The sequence below is a fragment of the Paraburkholderia phenoliruptrix genome, from assembly GCF_902859825.1.
In the GTDB taxonomy this organism is placed as follows: domain Bacteria; phylum Pseudomonadota; class Gammaproteobacteria; order Burkholderiales; family Burkholderiaceae; genus Paraburkholderia; species Paraburkholderia phenoliruptrix.
The window spans coordinates 129,464-149,107 of the sequence record NZ_CADIKB010000008.1 but is presented as its reverse complement, the minus strand read 5'-3'; the positions used below and the strand labels follow the sequence as shown (position 1 = coordinate 149,107).

Annotated in this window: 14 protein-coding genes; 11 read left to right on the top strand and 3 right to left on the bottom strand. The window is 64.6% G+C overall.

Annotation, left to right across the window (positions count from 1 at the left end; all coding sequences use genetic code 11):
* The first annotated feature begins 3 nt into the window (after positions 1-3).
* Positions 4-321 (top strand): iron donor protein CyaY, encoded by a 318-nt coding sequence (gene cyaY, locus HV711_RS11765; RefSeq protein ID WP_015003908.1) that lies wholly within the window; start codon positions 4-6, stop codon positions 319-321.
* Between the two features lie 94 nt (positions 322-415).
* Here the strand turns inward: cyaY and HV711_RS11760 are convergent, their stop codons facing one another.
* Positions 416-2,809 (bottom strand): penicillin-binding protein 1A, encoded by a 2,394-nt coding sequence (locus HV711_RS11760; protein WP_035479603.1) that lies wholly within the window; start codon positions 2,807-2,809, stop codon positions 416-418.
* A 254-nt stretch (positions 2,810-3,063) separates the two neighbouring features.
* Between HV711_RS11760 and pilM the strand changes: the two genes are divergently transcribed.
* From pilM to HV711_RS11725, 7 genes are all read left to right on the top strand, one after another.
* Complete coding sequence (gene pilM / locus HV711_RS11755) at positions 3,064-4,056, top strand: type IV pilus biogenesis protein PilM (protein ID WP_035479601.1); 993 nt, start codon at positions 3,064-3,066, stop codon at positions 4,054-4,056.
* Positions 4,053-4,793: a hypothetical protein gene (locus tag HV711_RS11750; protein WP_028362779.1), complete on the top strand. Its 741-nt coding sequence runs from the start codon at positions 4,053-4,055 to the stop codon at positions 4,791-4,793. The genes pilM and HV711_RS11750 overlap by 4 nt, the downstream gene beginning before the upstream one ends.
* Positions 4,790-5,725, top strand: coding sequence for a type 4a pilus biogenesis protein PilO (locus tag HV711_RS11745; RefSeq protein WP_035479598.1), 936 nt, complete (start codon positions 4,790-4,792; stop codon positions 5,723-5,725). Before HV711_RS11750 ends, HV711_RS11745 begins: the two co-directional genes overlap by 4 nt.
* Positions 5,725-7,455 (top strand): type IV pilus secretin PilQ, encoded by a 1,731-nt coding sequence (locus HV711_RS11740; protein WP_035479595.1) that lies wholly within the window; start codon positions 5,725-5,727, stop codon positions 7,453-7,455. The genes HV711_RS11745 and HV711_RS11740 overlap by 1 nt, the downstream gene beginning before the upstream one ends.
* 106 nt (positions 7,456-7,561) lie before the next feature.
* Positions 7,562-8,113 carry a shikimate kinase gene (locus tag HV711_RS11735; RefSeq protein ID WP_028362782.1) on the top strand — a complete coding sequence of 184 codons (552 nt, stop codon included), beginning with the start codon at positions 7,562-7,564 and terminating at the stop codon, positions 8,111-8,113.
* 8 nt (positions 8,114-8,121) lie between these two features.
* The gene (aroB, locus tag HV711_RS11730) at positions 8,122-9,198 is read left to right on the top strand and encodes a 3-dehydroquinate synthase (RefSeq protein ID WP_035479631.1); all 1,077 of its coding nucleotides are present in this window, start codon (positions 8,122-8,124) and stop codon (positions 9,196-9,198) included.
* A gap of 69 nt (positions 9,199-9,267) precedes the next feature.
* Entirely contained in the window at positions 9,268-10,473 is a 1,206-nt protein-coding gene (locus HV711_RS11725) for a deoxyguanosinetriphosphate triphosphohydrolase (RefSeq protein ID WP_013589808.1), read from the top strand.
* A gap of 95 nt (positions 10,474-10,568) precedes the next feature.
* On the opposite strand, the gene HV711_RS11720 is transcribed toward HV711_RS11725, so the two are convergent.
* Both HV711_RS11720 and HV711_RS11715 read right to left on the bottom strand, forming a co-directional pair.
* Positions 10,569-10,949, bottom strand: coding sequence for an ElaB/YgaM/YqjD family protein (locus HV711_RS11720; protein ID WP_013589807.1), 381 nt, complete (start codon positions 10,947-10,949; stop codon positions 10,569-10,571).
* A 351-nt stretch (positions 10,950-11,300) separates the two neighbouring features.
* Entirely contained in the window at positions 11,301-12,026 is a 726-nt protein-coding gene (locus HV711_RS11715) for an OmpW/AlkL family protein (RefSeq protein ID WP_013589806.1), read from the bottom strand.
* 187 nt (positions 12,027-12,213) lie between these two features.
* Here HV711_RS11715 and HV711_RS11710 point away from each other — a divergent pair, with 187 nt between their 5' ends.
* From HV711_RS11710 to HV711_RS11700, 3 genes are all read left to right on the top strand, one after another.
* On the top strand, positions 12,214-12,921 hold the full coding sequence (locus tag HV711_RS11710; protein WP_013340707.1) for a transposase: 708 nt from the start codon (positions 12,214-12,216) through the stop codon (positions 12,919-12,921).
* A gap of 293 nt (positions 12,922-13,214) precedes the next feature.
* Positions 13,215-17,918 carry a glutamate synthase-related protein gene (locus tag HV711_RS11705; protein WP_013589805.1) on the top strand — a complete coding sequence of 1,568 codons (4,704 nt, stop codon included), beginning with the start codon at positions 13,215-13,217 and terminating at the stop codon, positions 17,916-17,918.
* Between the two features lie 126 nt (positions 17,919-18,044).
* Complete coding sequence (locus HV711_RS11700) at positions 18,045-19,514, top strand: glutamate synthase subunit beta (protein ID WP_013589804.1); 1,470 nt, start codon at positions 18,045-18,047, stop codon at positions 19,512-19,514.
* The last annotated feature ends 130 nt before the right edge of the window (positions 19,515-19,644 follow it).

Sequence of the window (19,644 nt, the reverse complement as noted above, 5' to 3'; positions counted from 1 at the left end):
AGCATGTCCGATAGTGATTACCTGACCCGCGCGGAGGCTGCGCTAGCCGCCATCGAACGCGCGCTGGACGACGCCGAAGCCGACATCGAACTCGAGCGCAGCGGCAACGTGCTGACCCTCGAATTCGCGAACCGCTCGAAGATCATCGTCAATCTGCAACCGCCCATGAGCGAGATCTGGATTGCTGCCAAAGCCGGCGGTTTTCACTACCGTTTCGTCGACGGCGAGTGGCGCGACACGCGCAGCGGCAAGGAATTTTTCGCGGCGCTTTCTGAATACGCGACGCAACAGGCCGGCGAGCCGGTGCACTTCGAGGCCTGAGCACGGCAACGCGCGCCTGCGCGCAAGCCTCAAAAAAAGCCGCCGCGCATGATCTGCGCGGCGGCTTTTTATTTGCTGCAGGCAACCTGCCCGCTCAGTGCCCGCGGAACAGGTTCATGATGTCCTGTTTCTCCTGCTCGCCGACCTGCCCGGGCGCGGCGGACGCTGCGCTAGCCTCGTCCAGTGCCGCCTGACTGACGCCGACCGTCGCGACAAAACCATGACCCGGCGTGAATTCGTCGAAATACAGTTCTGAGCCGAGTTCGACCACGCCGTCGGGCATCGGCGTCTTGTAGTCCGGCACGCCCTTGAGCGCGCGTGCCATGTACTCGATCCACACGGGCAGCGCGAGCCCGCCGCCGGTTTCCTTGTCGCCGAGACTGCGCGGGTTGTCGTAGCCGATCCAGGCAATGGCGGTCAGCGTGTGCTGGTAGCCGGCGAACCAGGCGTCGCGCGAATCGTTCGTCGTGCCGGTCTTGCCGCCCAGGTCCGTGCGCTTGAGCACGTTGGACTTGGCGCCCGTGCCGCGCTGTGCGACGCTCTGCAGCAGGCTGTTCATGACGTACGCGTTGCGCGGCTCGATGGCGTGCGGCGCGCTTTGCTCGGCGACGAGCGGCTGCGCGTGCGCGACGACGACGCCGCGCGGATCGGTGACTTCCGCGATCAGGTACGGATTGATCCGATAGCCGCCGTTCGCGAACACCGAAAATGCGCCCGCCATTTGCAGCGGCGTGACGAGACCGGCGCCGAGTGCCATCGGCAGATAGGCGGGATGCCGGTCCGCGTCAAAACCGAAGCGCGTGATGTACTGCTGCGCGTACTTGGTGCCGATGTGATTGAGGATGCGAATCGACACCAGATTCTTCGACTTCTGCAACGCAGTGCGCATGGTCATGGGGCCGTCGAAACCGCCGCCGTAATTCTTCGGCTCCCACGCCTGGCCGCCCGTCTCGGCGGCGCTGAAAAAGAGCGGCGCGTCGTTGATGACGGTGGCCGGCCCGAGACCTTTTTCGAGCGAAGCCGAATAGATAAACGGCTTGAAACTCGAGCCCGGCTGACGCCACGCCTGCGTCACGTGATTGAACTTGTTCTTGTTGAAATCGAATCCGCCGACGAGCGCGCGAATCGCGCCGTCCTGCGGCACGACGGAAACGAATGCGCCTTCCACTTGCGGCAATTGCGTGATGGCCCACTCGCCCTCGTCGTTCTTGACGAGACGAATGATCGCGCCCGGCCGCAGGCGCTGATTCGGCTGTGCGCGTGCGCTGAGCGCCGACTGCGCGAAACGCAGGCCGTCGCCCTGAATGGTCGCCACGTTGCCGTCGATAAACGTGGCCTGCACCTGCTTAGGGCTCGCGGCGGTTACGACCGCCGCGATGATCTCGCCGTTATCGGGGTGTTCGAGCAGCGCGTCGTCTATGGCCTGCTCGCGGTCGTCCGCGTCGGACGGCAAGTCGATGAACGCTTCGGGGCCGCGATAACCGTGGCGCCGCTCATAGTCCATCAAACCTTTGCGCAGCGCGCGATAGGCAACGTCCTGATCGGCGGAGTCGATCGTCGTCACGACATTCAGCCCGCGCGTGTAGGCTTCCTCGCGGTACTGCGCGTACATCATCTGCCGCACCATTTCCGCGACATATTCCGCATGCACGCTGAATTCCTTGCCGGCGCCCTTCACGACGAGCGGCTGACGGCTGGCTTCGTCGTATTGCTGCTGGTTGATGTAATGCAGCTCGTACATGCGCTGCAGGATGTACTCCTGACGCACCTTCGCGCGCTTCGGATTCACCACCGGGTTGTAGGCCGAAGGCGCCTTCGGCAAACCGGCCAGCATTGCGGACTCGGCGAGCGTCAGGTCCTTCATGTCCTTGCCGAAATACACGCGCGCCGCGCTCGCAAAACCATACGCGCGCTGGCCGAGATAGATCTGATTCATATAGACCTCGAGAATCTGATCTTTCGAGAGCTTCGACTCGATCTTGTAGGCGAGCAGCATCTCGTAGATTTTGCGCGTATAGGTTTTCTCGCTCGATAGAAAGAAGTTGCGCGCCACCTGCATCGTGATCGTGCTCGCGCCTTGCGTTGCATGGCCATTGGTCAGCGCGACGAACCCCGCACGCGCGATGCCCGTCAGGTCTACGCCGCCGTGGTCGTAAAAGCGCGCGTCCTCGATGGCGAGCACCGCTTTTTTGAGGCTGTCGGGCACGTCCTGAATGCGCACGATGTCGCGCCGCTCTTCACCGAATTCGCCGATCAGCACGTGGTCGGCCGTATAGATGCGCAGCGGCACTTTCGGCCGGTAGTCGGTGAGTGCATCGAGCGAGGGCAGGTTGGGTGTGGCGACCACGAGCGCATAACCGAGCACCAGCAGCACGCACACCACGCCCGCAACGATCAGCCCGAAAAAACCAAGAACGAGCTTGAGCCACAACGGGCGTTTGCGCTTCTGCGGCGCGGGCGGCGGAGAAGTGGGAGACGTGGATTGCATATAGGCACCAAAAAACAGTCCCGCGATTATAGCCGTCCCGCTTTTCAGCTTTCGGCGTGCTTACTGACAGTTCTTGACAAGTCTCTTCACTGCGTTGAACGAGGCTTCACTGTAGCCGCTTTGGTCGGTGCCGGCGCGTGGGTTCGGTCACGTTAGCCGTTTGGCTGAGTGTCGCTCAGACGCGTCCATCCGCACAATTCTTCCTCGCTGCTCGCGTTCGAATGGTTCGCCGCGCGAGTCTCAGGGAGGGTGTGATGACGATAAGAAGTTCATGGCTGCAAGCTGTGCAGGCAGGTATGCAGCGTTTCGCTGCCGGTATCGACGTGAGTGCGCAGGAGGTGCGGCTCGTCGTGGTGAGTCAGCGTGCGCGCGCATGCGCTTCGCTGCAGATCGAATATATGCGCACGGTGCCGTTGCCGGCGAATGCAATGGTCGGCGTTGAAATCGCCGACCGTCAGGCGGTCGCGCGCGCATTGCGCGATGCATTTGCGGATTTGCCTCATGCGTGCACGACCTCCGCGTTGCGATGCGCGATGGCGGTGCCCGCGTCCGCGACGCTGACGACCACCGTGCCGCTCGCGCGGCTCGCGGCGCAAAGCGGTTGCGCGGAAGACGGCGGCCATGAACTCGCCGAGCTCGAACCGGCGGTCATGAGCGAAGTGGAGCGCATTGCGGGGCTCGAGCGGCACGCGCTCGCCGTCGACTGGTTCGTGGATGAGCGGCCGTCGCCGGTTCGTTCGGTGACGATTGCCGCGACGGGGCGTCAGCACCTCGAGGCGCGCATCGAATGCGCGGCGGCAGCGGGCATTTCGCTTACCGCAATTGACGGCGAGCCGCATGCCGCGCTGCGCGCCATGCGCTACGCGGCGAGTCGCGAACTCGATCCGCACGAACCGTATGTCGCGTTGTGGATCGGCGCGGATGGCGTGCAAGGCTGGCGTCTCGTCGACGACAGCATCGCTGCCGAAATGCGGTACCCGGCGCCCGAGCATGCCGATCTCGCGGACGCACTGCGCGACCTCGTGCATGGCCCTGCGTTCGACTGCGCGTTCGTGAGCGGCGAGCTGGAGCTGCTGGAGGGCGTCGGCTTTTCCGTGGCGGATATCGCCGAGGTGCTTGGCTGCACTGCCTTGCCGTTCGAATGCGCCGCGCTTGGCGGCGTCGCGCGCCATGTGAGCGATCCGTTGCTGCATGAACCCGCCGGCGCGGTCGCCTTCGGACTGGCGTTGCGCGGGGTGCTCGAATGAGCGCGGCCGTTTTTGATTCAGCGCCGTTGAGCGCGGCGGCGCATTTGCATGTCGCGCGAGACATGCGGCGGCTCGGCGCCGTCCGCTCTTTCGTGCCGAAACTCGGCGGCTTCAACCTACTGCCGCACAGGCAACGCAAGGCCCGGCTCGGGCGCAGGCGCTGTCTGCTGACGTGGGCTGCCGCAGCGCTGACCGGCTGCGCAGCCGTGGGCGCACTGGCCGGCTACCAGGCGTTCGACAAGGCGCGGCTCGACGGGCAGCGCGAGTCGAACGAGCAGGCGCTCGCGCAACTCGCGGCGCCGCTGGCAGAGCACGCGAACCTGCTGCGGGCGCGCGACCGGCAACGCGATGAAGCCGCGCGCGCCAAACGTCTCGCCGAGCCGCTCACGTATTTGCGCGATCTGCTCGACGCGCTGAGTTTCGAACCAGGCGACGGCGTGCTGCTGCAACAGCTCCGCCAGCGCGAGCATGAGACCGAACTCGTGGCGACTTCGCGAGCGCATCTCGATTCCGCGCAATGGCTGAAGCGTCTCGGTGCGATTCACGGCGTGACGGGCGCGGAGATGAGCGAGTCGCATCACGCGTCGCCAAAGGCGAATTCCGCTGCGGGCAGCGCCGGCGCAATCGAGTTCGGCGCACGCCTGCACTGGGCGGGCGCGACAAAAAATCCGGCGACGAAGGCGGCCCTGGCGGCATCGCCGAAAGCGGGCGTGGATCACACAGGAGGTTTGAAATGAGTACGACGATTGCCGGGTTCGGCGGCGCGCTGCAGGCAGGCCCAGTGCTCGCGCATTGGATGAAACGTGTGCGCGCGCCGCTTCATACGTGGAGCGCGCGTCGCCGGTGGGCGGTTGCCTTGCTGATCGGGCTCGCGGTGTTTGTCCTTGGCGCGCACGGCTGGGTCGTGGCGGACCTCGGTCGCGTCGAGGCGAGCCGTGCGGCGCTGCTCGCGAGCACGCAACGTCTCGCGGATGCGAAGCGTGCGCTCGCGCAGTTGCCGTCGTTGCGCCGCGAAGCGGGTGCCGCGCGCGGCGGCGTGGCAGCGATTCCACCTGTGCCCGCGCAGTGGACGTCGGCGGACGACGTGCGCGTCGTCTCCGAACTGGCCGCGCAAAACGGCGTGCTGCTGCTCGCGGTCGAGCCGGGCGCTGAGACTGGGGCGGGCGCTCAAAGTGAGCGGCCGCTGCAGCTCACGGCGCGCACCGATTTCATTCACCTCATGTCGTTTCTGCGTGGACTCACGGAGTTGCCGGTGCTGATGGTTCCCGTTGACGTCACGATCAAGCGGGACAGCGCCTCGCTCTCGGTAAGCGCGGCACTGCGCGTGTACAGCGGCTTGCATCCGGCGCCTGTCAGCCTCTCCGCACAGCAGCTTGCCGACGCGAGTCTTGATTCGGACGACGAAGAAGATGTCGTGTTCTTCGATCCGTTCTCGCCCGCCCAGATGCAGGCCGCGGCGGATTCGCCCGGAGCCGCGCAGCTGCATCTGCTCGGCTTGCTGCATGATCGGGCGCGCGGCCTCGCGCTAGTCGATACACCGGACGGCGCGACTACCGTCGAGTCGGGTCAGCAGATCGGCGACGAGCGCTTCACGCACTTTGACGCGTCGGGCATCACGCTCGCCAAAGGCGACGCAACGCGTACGCTGGCGCTCGCGGAGGCGTCCTGATGAGCACAACGAAACTGTTGCACGTGCAAGCGCGCTCCGCTGATCGCGTCGTGGTATGTGGCAGCGTTCGCAGGTGCGTTGGCATTGGGCTGTCGGTGAGCCTGTACCTGAGCATCTCGGCGAGCGCGGCACTGAGTGTCGGCGCTGCGCAGGCTGCGATTCCATCGCTGCCGCCGTTGCCGGCCGCCATGCCGCTCGACGATGCGCTGGCGTCGTCCGAGGGGGCATACAATGCGCCGCCTTTGCCGCGCGATGCGGTCGCCGAGACGCCGAACCCGTTCCGCGACGATTCATCGGACGAGCCGAAAGCGTCGCGCGCGGCGGTGCCCACAAGCCGCAGCAGCCCGGACGACGCAATCGACCCGGCCGACGGTTCCACGCCTCTCTTTCGGCAAGCGGCGCCCGCGAGCCGCGACGCCGCTGCCGCCAGCTCCGCGCTGGAAGGCCCACCCGTGCCTTTGCCGCCGCTCACGCGTCTAAGCGGCGCACCGAAAACCGCCGCCGACGCCTCGCTCGCCGCCGATGACAAGCCGATCTCGCTCAACTTCCAGCGCGCGGAACTTGGCGCGGTGCTGAATGCGTTCGCTCAGTTCACCGGCCTGAACATCGTTGCCAGCGAAAGGGTACGCGGCTCGGTGTCGCTGCGCCTCGACAAGGTGCCGTGGCGCGTCGCATTCGACACGCTGCTCGACGTCCACGGTCTCGCGATGGAGCGCCATGGCAACGTCATATGGGTCGCGCCGATCGCGGATCTGGCGGCGCGCGAGCGGCAGCGCTACGAAGCCCACGCGCGGGCGGCCGATCTGGAGCCGCTCGCGAGCCGCACGTTCGAGCTGCACTATGCCCGCGCCGAGGACGTGCGCCGCCTGTTGACCGGCTCCGGCAACCGGCGCGTGCTGTCCAAACGCGGTGCGGTCACCGCAGACCCGCGCACCAATCTGCTGTTCGTCACCGACCTGGAAGGCCGTCTCGCGCAGATTGCCGCGCTGCTGGCTTCCGTCGACCGGCCGACGCGGCAGGTGCTGATCGAGGCGCGCATCGTCGAAGGCGAGCATGGTTTCTCGCGCAACCTGGGCGTGCGGCTTTCGATGGCGGGCACCGCCGCCGACGGCACCACGCGCGGCTTGAGCGGCGGCAAGGACGGCCTCGTCTATGATCTGTCCGCCCGGCCGATTGCCGGCTTCGACGCGGCCACCGCCGGCCTCACGCTGTTCGCGGCCGGCGCCACGCGGCTTCTGAACGTGGAACTGAGCGCGCTGGAGGCCGAGGGGCGCGGCGAAGTCGTCTCCAGTCCGCGCGTGGTCACCGCGGACCGGATGAAGGCCGTGGTCGAGCAGGGCACCGAACTGCCGTATCAGGCGAAAGTCGGGCAGGGTGTGTCGGGCGTGCAGTTCCGGCGCGCCACGCTGAAACTGGAGGTTGAGCCGCAGATCATGCCGGACGGACGCGTCGTGCTGGACCTGGATGTGGCGAAGGACAGCGTCGGCGAACAGACCGACGCCGGGCCCGCGATCAACACCAAGCACGTGCAGACGCGCGTCGAGGTGGAAGATGGTGGTACGGTGTCGATCGGCGGAATTTACGCGACGGACGGCCGCGACGATGTGACTCGCGTGCCGGTCCTGGGCAAAATACCGGTTTTAGGCGCGCTTTTCCGCCATCGGGCTCATCGCGACCAACGCAGCGAACTGGCCGTTTTCATCACGCCGCGCGTCGTTCAGACGAATTAGGGGCACGCTCGCGCCGCCGGAAAGCGGCGGCGCGCAGGCTCGACAAGGCAGCCGCTTTGCCAGTAAGCTGCGGCACGAACCACACCGGATTAGCCAGAGGACACCGTTGCAAGCGCGGGACGCACACGCCAATGTATTTTTTGTAGGGCTCATGGGGGCAGGAAAAACCACCGTGGGCCGGGCCATTGCGCGCCGTCTCGACCGCCCGTTCTTCGATTCGGACCATGAAATCGAAGCGCGCACGGGCGCGCGCATTCCTGTGATCTTCGAGCTGGAGGGCGAGGCGGGCTTTCGCGAGCGCGAGGCAAGCGTCATTTCGGAGCTCACCGGGCGCGACAATATCGTGCTTGCCACCGGCGGCGGCGCCGTGCTCCGGCCGGAAAACCGCGCGGCGCTGCAAAGCCGCGGCGTCGTGATCTACCTGCGAGCCAATCCGCACGATCTGTGGCTACGCACCCGGCGCGACAAGAATCGCCCGCTTCTGCAAACCGAAGACCCGAAAGCGCGCCTCGAAGCGCTTTATGAAGTACGCGATCCGCTTTACCGCGAGTGCGCGCATTTCGTCATCGAAACGGGGCGGCCTTCGGTCAACGGGCTTGTCAATATGGTGCTGATGCAGCTCGAGATGGCCGGCGTCGCCAAACATCCTGCTTCATAATGGGTCGTATGATTACCGTCAACGTCGAACTGGGCGAACGCGCCTACCCCATCCATATCGGTGCCGACCTGATCGGCCAGACGGCATTGTTTGCGCCGCACGTCGCCGGCAACTCGGTCACGATCGTCACCAACACCACCGTCGACCCGCTTTACGGCGACAAGCTGCGCGCGGCGCTGGCGCCGCTCGGCAAGCAGGTATCCACAGTCGTGTTGCCGGACGGAGAGGCGTACAAGAACCTCGAGACGCTGAATCTGATCTTCGATGCGCTGCTGGGTTCGCGCGCCGACCGCAAGACGACGCTGATCGCGTTGGGCGGCGGTGTGATTGGCGATATGACGGGGTTCGCCGCCGCCTGCTACATGCGCGGCGTGCCGTTTATCCAGGTGCCGACCACGCTGCTTTCGCAGGTGGATTCGTCAGTGGGCGGCAAGACGGGCATCAATCATCCGCTTGGCAAGAACATGATCGGCGCGTTTTACCAGCCGCAAGCCGTGATTGCCGACATCGGCGCGTTGCGCACGCTGCCCGCGCGCGAGCTGGCGGCGGGCATCGCCGAAGTCATCAAGACCGGTGCGATTGCGGACGCTAGTTTTTTCCGCTGGATCGAAGCCAACGTCGAGGCGCTGAATCGCTGCGAGCCCGCGGCGCTCGCCGAGGCCGTCAAGCGCTCGTGCGAGATCAAGGCGTCGGTGGTCGCGCAGGACGAGCGCGAAGGCGGCCTGCGCGCCATTCTCAACTTCGGCCACACGTTCGGCCATGCTATCGAAGCCGGCCTGGGTTACGGCGAGTGGCTGCATGGCGAAGCGGTGGGCTGCGGCATGGTAATGGCGGCGGATCTGTCGGTGCGCCTCGGCTATCTCGACGAAGCGTCGCGCAAGCGGCTCGTCGACGTGATCGTCGCCGCGCATTTGCCGACCCGCGCGCCCGCGCTGGGCGACTCGCGCTACGTCGAACTGATGCAGGTCGACAAGAAAGCGGAGGCAGGCGCGATCAAATTCATTCTGCTGAAGCGTTTCGGTGAGACGCTCATCACCCAGGCGCCCGACGCCGAGGTGCGCGCCACGCTGGCCGCCGCCGTCTGAGAGGACGGACGTTCCAGCAAGGCGCCGCGCACGGCGTCGAGCGGCGCCGCCCATGTTTCGGAGAACCCGGTGACAGACAGGCGCAGCGACGATGTAAAGCAGCAACCCGCGGCAGACACGGCAGCGCTCGGCGTTCCCAGCCAGGAAGCGCTCGAAGCGCATCTCGCGCCGTATGCCGCGCATTCCGCGCAATCGCGCGGGCGCCGCTATCCGGAAACGCCGCCGAGTGCGCGCACCGAGTTTCAGCGCGACCGCGACCGCATTGTTCATTCAACGGCGTTCCGCCGGCTCGAATACAAGACGCAGGTCTTCGTGAATCACGAAGGCGACCTGTTCCGCACGCGTCTCACGCATAGCCTGGAAGTGGCGCAGATCGCGCGGTCCGTGGCGCGCAATCTGCGCGTGAACGAAGACCTCGTGGAGGCCATCTCCCTCGCGCATGATCTCGGGCACACGCCGTTCGGCCACGCGGGACAGGACGCGTTGAACGAATGCATGCGCGAGCACGGCGGCTTCGAGCACAATCTGCAAAGCCTCGCCGTCGTGGACGATCTGGAGGAGCACTACGGCGCGTACAACGGCCTGAACCTGTGTTTCGAAACGCGCGAGGGCATTCTCAAGCATTGCTCGCGCGAGAATGCGCGGCGGCTCGGCGCGTTGGGCGAGCGCTTTCTGCAAGGGCGTCAGCCGTCTATCGAAGCGCAGATCGCGAACGTGGCCGACGAAATCGCGTACAACAATCACGATGTCGACGACGGCCTGCGCTCGGGACTGCTCACCGTCGAGCAACTCGCCGAAGTCGAGCTGTGGCAAACGCACTACGAGGCGGCGCGAAGCGATTTCCCGCAGATCGAAGGCCGCAGGCTGATTCATGAGACGGTGCGGCGCATCATCAACACGCTGATCGTCGATCTGATCGACACCACCAAGCTGAATCTCGTGCGCCATGCGCCGGATTCGCTCGAGGCCGTGCGCGCCGCGCCGGCGCTCGTCGCGCACAGCGAGCCCGTGGCGGCGCAGGCGGCCGCGCTCAAGCGCTTTCTGTTCAAGAACCTGTATCGCCATTACCGCGTGATGCGCATGGCGAACAAGGCGCGCCGCGTCGTCGTCGGTCTGTTCGACGCGTTCTCCGACGATCCGCGGCTCTTGCCGCCCAGCTATCAGTCGACCGATGCCGCGCTGCAACCGCGCCTCATCGCGCACTACATTGCGGGCATGACGGACCGCTATGCGCTGAAGGAGTATCAGCGCCTTTTCGTGATCGACGATAACTGAGGACGAAAACTGAGCGGCCGCGCAGCCCCACTTCGCCCGATTGGGCGACATGTGCAGCGCGACCGCGATGCGCGGCGCAATCTTCAGCAGATGGTCTAGCGCACCCGCGAGGCAAACAGCGCGCCTGCAATCAACGCGACGCCGCCGACGATCGCCAGCGTCTGCCACGGATTTTCATGCACGTAGTCGTCCGCGTCGGCAAGCGCGACGTTGGCGCGTTCGCGCACCGCCTCGCGGGTGTCGTTCAGACGGGCGCGCGCGCTGTCGAGCTGCTTGCGCAGCTTGCCGCGTAGCGCAACGGCGTCGGCCTGGGTGCCGTCCGCCAGGGTGGATTCCAGCTCCGACATGAGTGTGCGCAGTTCGCCTGCAATGTCTTCGGCCGCATGGCGGCTATGTCGGGCAATACGGCGTGCGCGGCGGCTCGTGCTGGTCCAGGATTCGCCGAGGGCGTCTCGCGTGTTGGGAAGTGCTGTCATGGTCGCTCCGTCGATGAGGGTGAAAAAGGCCCACGTTCACGGTTGCGTCAAACCACATCGCAACGCAGGAAGCACCAGCAGAACGCAACTTCGGTGCCAAACCCGAAGGCGCGGCAGACGGTGGTGTGCGCCGGTTTTCGTCAGCACATATTGCACGAAGCGCCTCGTCCGCGGGTCAAATTTACAAACGCACTGTGACGCGCGGCGATTATCGGTAAAGCCGGCGTGCCGCCTCGCCGCGCGCACAAAATAAAAAACGCCGCCATTGGATGAATGACGGCGTTGTAGGAGCCAAGGAAATTCGACTACCCTAATCGCACTGCATCGTTCTATCGCGCACCGGAAAAGGTGTTAGAAGCGGTAACCGATGTTGACGTAGGTCACGATCGGGTTCAGCTTGATCTTGGTTTGCGATTGCACGTTAAGCGTACCGACCGGCGTGCTCGCCTGCGTGTTCAGCTTGGCCGTGGTGCTGAGCGGCAGATACGACACCGAGACGCCCGCAAACCAGTGCTGGTTGAACGCGTAAGTGAAGCCCGCATTAAACACAGGCTCCCACGAACTATCCGTAGTCACGCTGGTCGGACCATGCAGAACGTTTGCTTCGAATGTGCCGTTCGTGATCTTCTCGTCGGTGAACCAGATGCGGCTCACGCCGATACCGAGGTACGGGCGGAAGGTGGCAGTCGGAGCGTTGAAGTAGTACTTGAACAGCAGAGTCGGGCTCCACTGTTTCGCCTGGCCGAGCTTGCCGAACCGTTCGAGGCTGCCGGTGCCGTTCAGGTCGAACGAAGGCGGGTAGCCGACTACAAATTCGGCGGCAATGTGATCGGTGACGAAGTAGCCCGCTGTGATGCCGATGGTGTCGGCGGAACTCAGCGTGGCTCCGGTATTGGCTTCTACGATATTGGTGGGGCTTCCGCCGATGCTCGTCACACGCAGCGGCTCGCTACTCGATTGAGGCGCAAGATGGAACCAGCCTGTTGAGACGAAAAAGCTACCGGCCGATTGTGCGTATGCTGCCGTTGTCATGCCGGCTAGCATCGCGGTCCCCACTACGGCCTGTTTTAATTTCATATGTGCTCCTCCAAAAAAGGCCCGCTCATTATGACCACAACGTTTGAAACTCACCATACGCGGCGATTAGAGCTTTCTCCCTAAGCCGCGCGCGCTTTCTGGCCTGGCCGCGCCGCGCCGAACCTGCGGCGCATGCGGCTTCTCGGACCTTCGGGTATGTACCAACGCGACTATCGGATACTTCAGCATGGCACGGCTTGCACGTCTTTATGTTCCTGACCAGCCGCAGCACGTCATCCTCCGCGGACTCGATCAGCAGCCTGCGTTCGTCGACGACCAGGACTATGAATTGTTCATCGACTGTCTGAAAGCAGCTTCGCGCGACCATCACTTGTCCATCCACGCGTATGCGTTGATGCCTGGCGCGGTCCAGCTGCTCGTCACTCCCACCGAGGAGTCGAGCCTGCCCAAGGCGATGCAGGCAGTCGGGCGCCGCTACGTGGCGCACTTCAACCGCCGCTACGCGCGGCGCGGCACGCTGTGGGAAGGGCGCTACCGCGCCACGGTGATCGAGGGCGAGCGGTATTTTCTGCTGGCGAGCCGCGTCGTCGAGATGTGCCCGGTGCGCATGCAGCTCGTGAGCGCGCCGGAAGACTACCGGTGGTCGAGCTACCGGCATCACATCGGTCTCACGCTCGACAGCCTCATTACCGACCATCCGCTTTACTGGTCGCTCGGCAACACGCCGTTCGAGCGCCAGCGCGCGTACCGCGAACTGTGCGAGCAGCCGCTCGACGAACGCGAGGCAAGTCAGCTTCAGCAGGCCACCTTAAAGGGTTGGGTACTCGGCAGCGACACCTATCGCGAATGGGCGGCGCGCGCCGCGAACCGGCGGGTGTCGCCGTTGCCCCGCGGGCGGCCGCGGAAGGTGCGCGAGACGCCGCAGGCGCAATAAGTGATTCGAATCAAGGGCTTGTGTTTCGAACGGCATCCCGATATGCCGTTTTATTTTGCCCCATTTTGATGTGGAACCAATTAATCGAGGTCGCAATGCACCAAATTGATAATTGGGGTCCTATCATCACGTTTTATTTGCTATTCCATTGATTCGTCGCGTATATTCCGAATTCCGGCGTTCTGGCAGGCTTAGCGGCCTGCGTATCCAGCGCCTCGCCGTTGCGGGTGTGCACGTGCGGCAATAGAAAAACGGTTTAACGGCCTGTCCGGCCCCTCACAGACGGTGTCCCCATGAACGATCACCAGCAACCGGCTCATCCGGTTCCCGCCGCGCAAGGGTTGTACGACCCGCAAAACGAACACGACGCCTGCGGTGTCGGCTTCGTCGCTCATATCAAGGGCAAGAAAAGCCACGAGATCATCGAGCAGGGCCTCAAGATTCTCGAGAATCTCGACCACCGGGGCGCAGTCGGCGCCGATCCGCTGATGGGCGACGGCGCCGGCATCCTGATCCAGATTCCGGACGGCTTCTATCGCGAGGAAATGGCGAAGCAGGGCGTCACCCTGCCGCCGTTCGGCGAATACGGCGTCGGCATGGTGTTTCTGCCGAAGGAACACGCGTCGCGTCTCGCCTGCGAACAGGAACTCGAGCGCACGGTGAAGGCCGAAGGCCAGGTCGTGCTCGGCTGGCGCGACGTGCCGGTCGACCACACCATGCCGATCTCGCCCACCGTCAAGGCGAGCGAGCCGCTGATCCGCCAGATCTTCATTGGCCGCGGCAAGGACATCATGGTGACCGACGCGCTCGAGCGGAAGCTGTACGTGATCCGCAAGACCGCGAGCCACCGCATCCAGGCGCTCAAGCTCAAGCACGGCAAGGAATACTTCGTGCCGTCCATGTCGGCGCGCACGGTCGTCTACAAGGGCCTGCTGCTGGCGGGTCAGGTCGGCGTGTACTACCGCGACCTGCAGGACGAGCGCACCGTCTCGGCGCTCGCGCTCGTGCACCAGCGCTTTTCGACGAACACGTTCCCGGCGTGGGAACTGGCTCACCCGTACCGCATGATCGCCCACAACGGCGAAATCAACACGGTGAAAGGCAACGTCAACTGGCTGAACGCGCGTACCGGCGCGATCGCGTCGCACGTGCTCGGCGACGACCTGCCGAAGCTGTGGCCGCTCATCTACCCGGGCCAATCGGACACCGCCTCGTTCGACAACTGTCTCGAACTGCTGGTGATGGCCGGCTACCCGCTCGTTCACGCGATGATGATGATGATCCCGGAAGCCTGGGAACAGCACACGCTGATGGACGACAACCGCCGCGCGTTCTACGAATACCACGCCGCAATGATGGAGCCGTGGGACGGCCCCGCTGCGATCGCCTTCACGGACGGCCGGCAGATCGGCGCGACGCTCGATCGTAACGGCCTGCGTCCGGCGCGCTACATCGTCACGGACGACGACCTCGTCATCATGGCGTCGGAAGCGGGCACGCTGCCCATTCCCGAGTCGAAGATCGTCAAGAAGTGGCGTCTGCAGCCCGGCAAGATGTTCCTGATCGACATGGAACACGGCCGCATCATCGACGACAAGGAACTGAAGGACAACCTCGCGAACGCCAAGCCGTACAAGAGCTGGATCGACGCCGTGCGCATCAAGCTCGACGAGATCGAGGCGAAGGCCGAAGACGTCGCGACGGAACGCCGCGAAGCCGCTGCATTGCTGGATCGCCAGCAGGCGTTCGGCTACACCCAGGAAGACCTCAAGTTCCTGATGGCGCCGATGGCGCAAGCGGGCGAAGAAGCCGTCGGCTCCATGGGCAACGACTCGCCGCTCGCGGTCATGTCCAACAAGAACAAGACGCTCTACCACTACTTCAAGCAGCTGTTCGCGCAAGTGACGAACCCGCCGATCGACCCGATCCGCGAAAACATGGTGATGTCGCTCGTGTCGTTCATCGGCCCGAAGCCGAACCTGCTCGACACCAACAACATCAACCCGCCGATGCGTCTGGAAGTGTCGCAGCCCGTGCTCGACTTCAAGGACATCGCGAAGATCCGCGCGATCGATCAGTACACGGGCGGCAAGTTCAGCTCATACGAACTGAACATCTGCTATCCGGTCGCGTGGGGCAAGGAAGGCATCGAGGCGCGCCTCGCGTCGCTGTGCGCGGAAGCCGTCGACGCGGTCAAGTCGGGCTACAACATGCTCATCGTGTCGGACCGCAAGACCGACCGCGACAACGTCGCGATTCCGGCGCTGCTCGCCACGGCCGCAATCCACACGCACCTCGTGCAGCAGGGCCTGCGCACGAGCACGGGTCTCGTCGTCGAAACGGGTTCCGCGCGTGAGACGCACCACTTCGCGCTGCTCGCGGGCTACGGCGCGGAAGCCGTGCACCCGTACCTCGCGATGGAGACGCTCGGCCAGCTGGCAGCGGGTCTGAAGGGCGACCTGTCGCCGGAGAAGGCGGTCTACAACTTCACGAAGGCGGTCGGCAAGGGCCTGCAGAAGGTCATGTCCAAGATGGGCATTTCGACCTACATGTCGTACACCGGCGCGCAGATTTTCGAAGCCGTCGGCCTCGCTGAAGACCTCGTGCAGAAGTACTTCAAGGGCACGTCGTCGAAGGTGGGCGGCATTGGTCTCTTCGACGTCGCCGAAGAAGCAATCCGGCTGCACCGCGACGCGTTCGGCGAGAACCCGGTTCTCGCGAACATGCTCGACGCGGGCGGCGAGTACGCGTACCGCGTGCGCGGCGAAGAACACATGTGGACGCCGGATGCGATCGCCAAGCTGCAGCACTCGGCGCGCAGCAATTCGTATCAGACGTACAAGGAATACGCCCACCTGATCAACGACCAGACGAAGCGTCACATGACGTTCCGCGGCCTGTTCGAGTTCAAGCTCGACCCGGCCCGCGCCATTCCGCTCGACGAAGTGGAACCGGCCAAGGAAATCGTCAAGCGTTTCGCCACCGGCGCCATGTCGCTCGGCTCGATCAGCACGGAAGCGCACGCCACGCTGGCGGTCGCGATGAACCGTATCGGCGGCAAGTCGAACACCGGCGAAGGCGGCGAGGACGAAAACCGCTATCGCAACGAACTGCGCGGCATTCCGATCAAAAACGGCGACACGATGAAGTCCGTGATCGGCGACGAAGTGATCGTCGACATTCCGTTGAAGGACGGCGATTCGCTGCGCTCTAAGATCAAGCAGGTCGCGTCCGGCCGCTTCGGCGTGACGGCGGAATATCTCGCGTCGGCTGATCAGATCCAGATCAAGATGGCGCAGGGGGCGAAGCCGGGCGAAGGCGGCCAGTTGCCGGGCCATAAGGTGTCCGAATACATCGGCAAGCTGCGCTACTCGGTGCCGGGCGTCGGCCTGATCTCGCCGCCGCCGCACCACGACATCTATTCGATCGAAGATCTGGCGCAGCTCATTCACGACCTGAAGAACGTGAATCCGAGTTCGAGCGTGTCGGTCAAGCTCGTGTCCGAGTCGGGCGTCGGCACGGTTGCCGCGGGTGTGGCCAAGGCCAAGGCTGATCACGTCGTGATCGCCGGTCACGACGGCGGCACCGGCGCGTCGCCGCTGTCGTCCATCAAGCACGCGGGCACGCCGTGGGAACTCGGCCTTGCGGAAACGCAGCAGACGCTCGTGCTGAACCAGCTGCGCGGCCGTATCCGCGTGCAGGCAGACGGTCAGATGAAGACCGGCCGCGACGTCGTGATCGGCGCGCTGCTCGGCGCGGACGAATTCGGCTTCGCGACGGCGCCGCTCGTGGTGGAAGGCTGCATCATGATGCGCAAGTGCCACCTGAACACGTGCCCGGTCGGCGTCGCGACGCAAGATCCGGTGCTGCGCGCGAAATTCAAGGGTCAGCCGGAACACGTCGTGAACTTCTTCTTCTTCGTCGCCGAAGAAGCGCGCGAGATCATGGCGCAACTGGGCATCCGCAAGTTCGACGACCTGATCGGCCACGCCGAACTGCTCGACATGAAGAAGGGCATCGAGCACTGGAAGGCGAAGGGTCTCGACTTCTCGCGCGTGTTCTATCAGCCGCAAGTGCCGGCCGAAGTGGCGCGCAAGCACGTGGAAGAGCAGGATCACGGCCTCGACCGCGCGCTCGACCACACGCTGATCGAAAAGGCGAAAGCGGCCATCGAGAAGGGCGAGCACGTCTCGTTCATCCAGCCGGTGCGCAACGTCAACCGTACGGTCGGCGCCATGCTGTCCGGCACGATCGCGAAGAAGTACGGCCACGACGGCCTGCCCGACGACACGATCCACATCCAGTTGAAGGGCACCGCAGGCCAGAGCTTCGGCGCGTTCCTCGCGAAGGGCATCACGCTGGATCTGGTCGGCGACGGCAACGACTACGTCGGCAAGGGTTTGTCGGGCGGGCGCATCATCATTCGTCCCACGAACGATTTCCGCGGCAAGTCGGAAGAGAACATCATCTGCGGCAACACGGTGATGTACGGCGCGATCGAAGGCGAGTCGTTCTTCCGGGGCGTGGCGGGCGAGCGCTTCTGCGTGCGTAACTCCGGCGCGACGGCGGTTGTCGAAGGCACCGGCGACCACGGCTGCGAATACATGACGGGCGGCACGGTCGTCGTGCTCGGCGAAACCGGCCGTAACTTCGCGGCCGGCATGTCGGGCGGCGTGGCTTACGTGTACGACCCGGACAACACGTTCGCGGGCAAGTGCAACAAGTCGATGGTCGCGCTCGACCCGGTGCTGCAGCAGGCCGAACAGGAGCGCACGGTCGACCGCGGCCTGTGGCACGCGGGCACGACGGACGAAGCGCTGCTCAAGGGTCTCGTCGAGCGTCATTTCCAGTTCACGGGCTCGCCGCGTGCGAAAGCGCTGCTCGAAAACTGGGACGCGTCGCGCCGTCAGTTCGTGAAGGTGTTCCCGACCGAATACAAGCGCGCGCTGGGCGAAATGGCAGCGAAGAAGGCGAACAAGGAAGTGCTCGCCGCCTGATCGCCGAATTTTCGCCGACTGTTTCAGAACGGTAGACGTCACCTTTAGCCGTACCCGCCGCCGCTCGGCAAGCCGACGCGCGGCGGGTCCAGATTACCCCTAGATACAGATAGAGAAGAGAACCACATGGGCAAGGCAACCGGTTTTCTCGAGTTCGAGCGCCGCCACGAGGCGTACGAAGCTCCGCTCACGCGCGTGAAGCACTACAAGGAATTTGTCGCGGCTTTGACCGACGACGAAGCGAAGATTCAAGGCGCGCGTTGCATGGACTGCGGCATCCCCTTTTGCAACAACGGCTGCCCGGTGAACAACATCATTCCGGACTTCAACGACCTGGTGTTTCATCAGGACTGGAAGAACGCGATCGAAGTGCTGCACTCCACGAACAACTTCCCGGAGTTCACCGGCCGCATTTGTCCGGCGCCATGCGAAGCGGCATGCACGCTCGGCATCAATAACGACCCGGTCGGCATCAAGTCGATCGAACACGCGATCATTGACAAAGCCTGGGCCGAAGGCTGGGTCGCGCCGCAGCCGCCGAAGCACAAGACCGGCAAGAAGGTCGCCGTGGTCGGCTCCGGGCCCGCGGGCTTGGCCGTCGCGCAGCAACTCGCGCGCGCGGGCCACGAGGTGACGGTGTTCGAGAAGAACGACCGCATCGGCGGCCTGCTGCGTTACGGCATTCCCGACTTCAAGCTGGAGAAGTGGCTGATCGACCGCCGCATGCGCCAGATGGAAGCCGAAGGGGTGACGTTCCGCGCCAACGTGTTCGTCGGCAAGGAAGGTTCGCTGCCCGCGCACATCGGCAACACGGCGAAGGAAACCATCACGCCCGAGCAGTTGAAGGAAGACTTCGACGCCGTCGTGATCGCCGGCGGTTCGGAAACGCCGCGCGATCTGCCGGTGCCGGGCCGCGAGCTGGAAGGCATTCATTACGCGATGGAATTCCTGCCGCAGCAGAACAAGGTCAATGCCGGCGACAAGGTTCCGCACCAACTGGTCGCGAAGGGCAAGCACGTCGTCGTGATCGGCGGCGGCGATACGGGCTCGGACTGCGTGGGCACGTCGAACCGTCACGGCGCGAAGAGCGTCACGCAGTTCGAACTGCTGCCGCAGCCGCCGGAAGAGGAAAACAAGCCGCTCGTGTGGCCGTACTGGCCGATCAAGCTGCGCACGTCGTCGTCGCATGAGGAAGGCTGCTCGCGCGACTGGGCGGTGGCCACGAAGCGCCTGGAAGGCAAGAACGGCAAGGTCGAGAAGCTGATCGCCGCGCGCGTCGAATGGAAGGACGGCAAGATGGTCGAGGTGCCGGGCTCGGAATTCGAAATGAAGGCCGACCTCGTGCTGCTCGCCATGGGCTTCACACAGCCGGTGTCGCCGGTGCTCGAGGCCTTCGGCGTCGACAAGGACGCGCGCGGCAACGTGCGCGCTGCGACCGAAGGCGACAAGGCGTACTACACGTCGGTCGACAAGGTGTTCACGGCGGGCGACATGCGCCGCGGCCAGTCGCTCGTGGTGTGGGCGATCCGCGAAGGCCGTCAGTGCGCACGTTCGGTCGACGCGTACCTGATGGGCCATTCAGAACTGCCGCGCTAAGCGTCGTCGGCTGCCGGCCGGAGAGGGCAAGGTGCCGGCCCGGCGCGACTCGCGAGCGGCACCCTCAAGGCGGTAAGAACAAAGCCGGGCACCTGCAAGGGTGACCCGGCTTTTTCACGTGTGTGGGTTT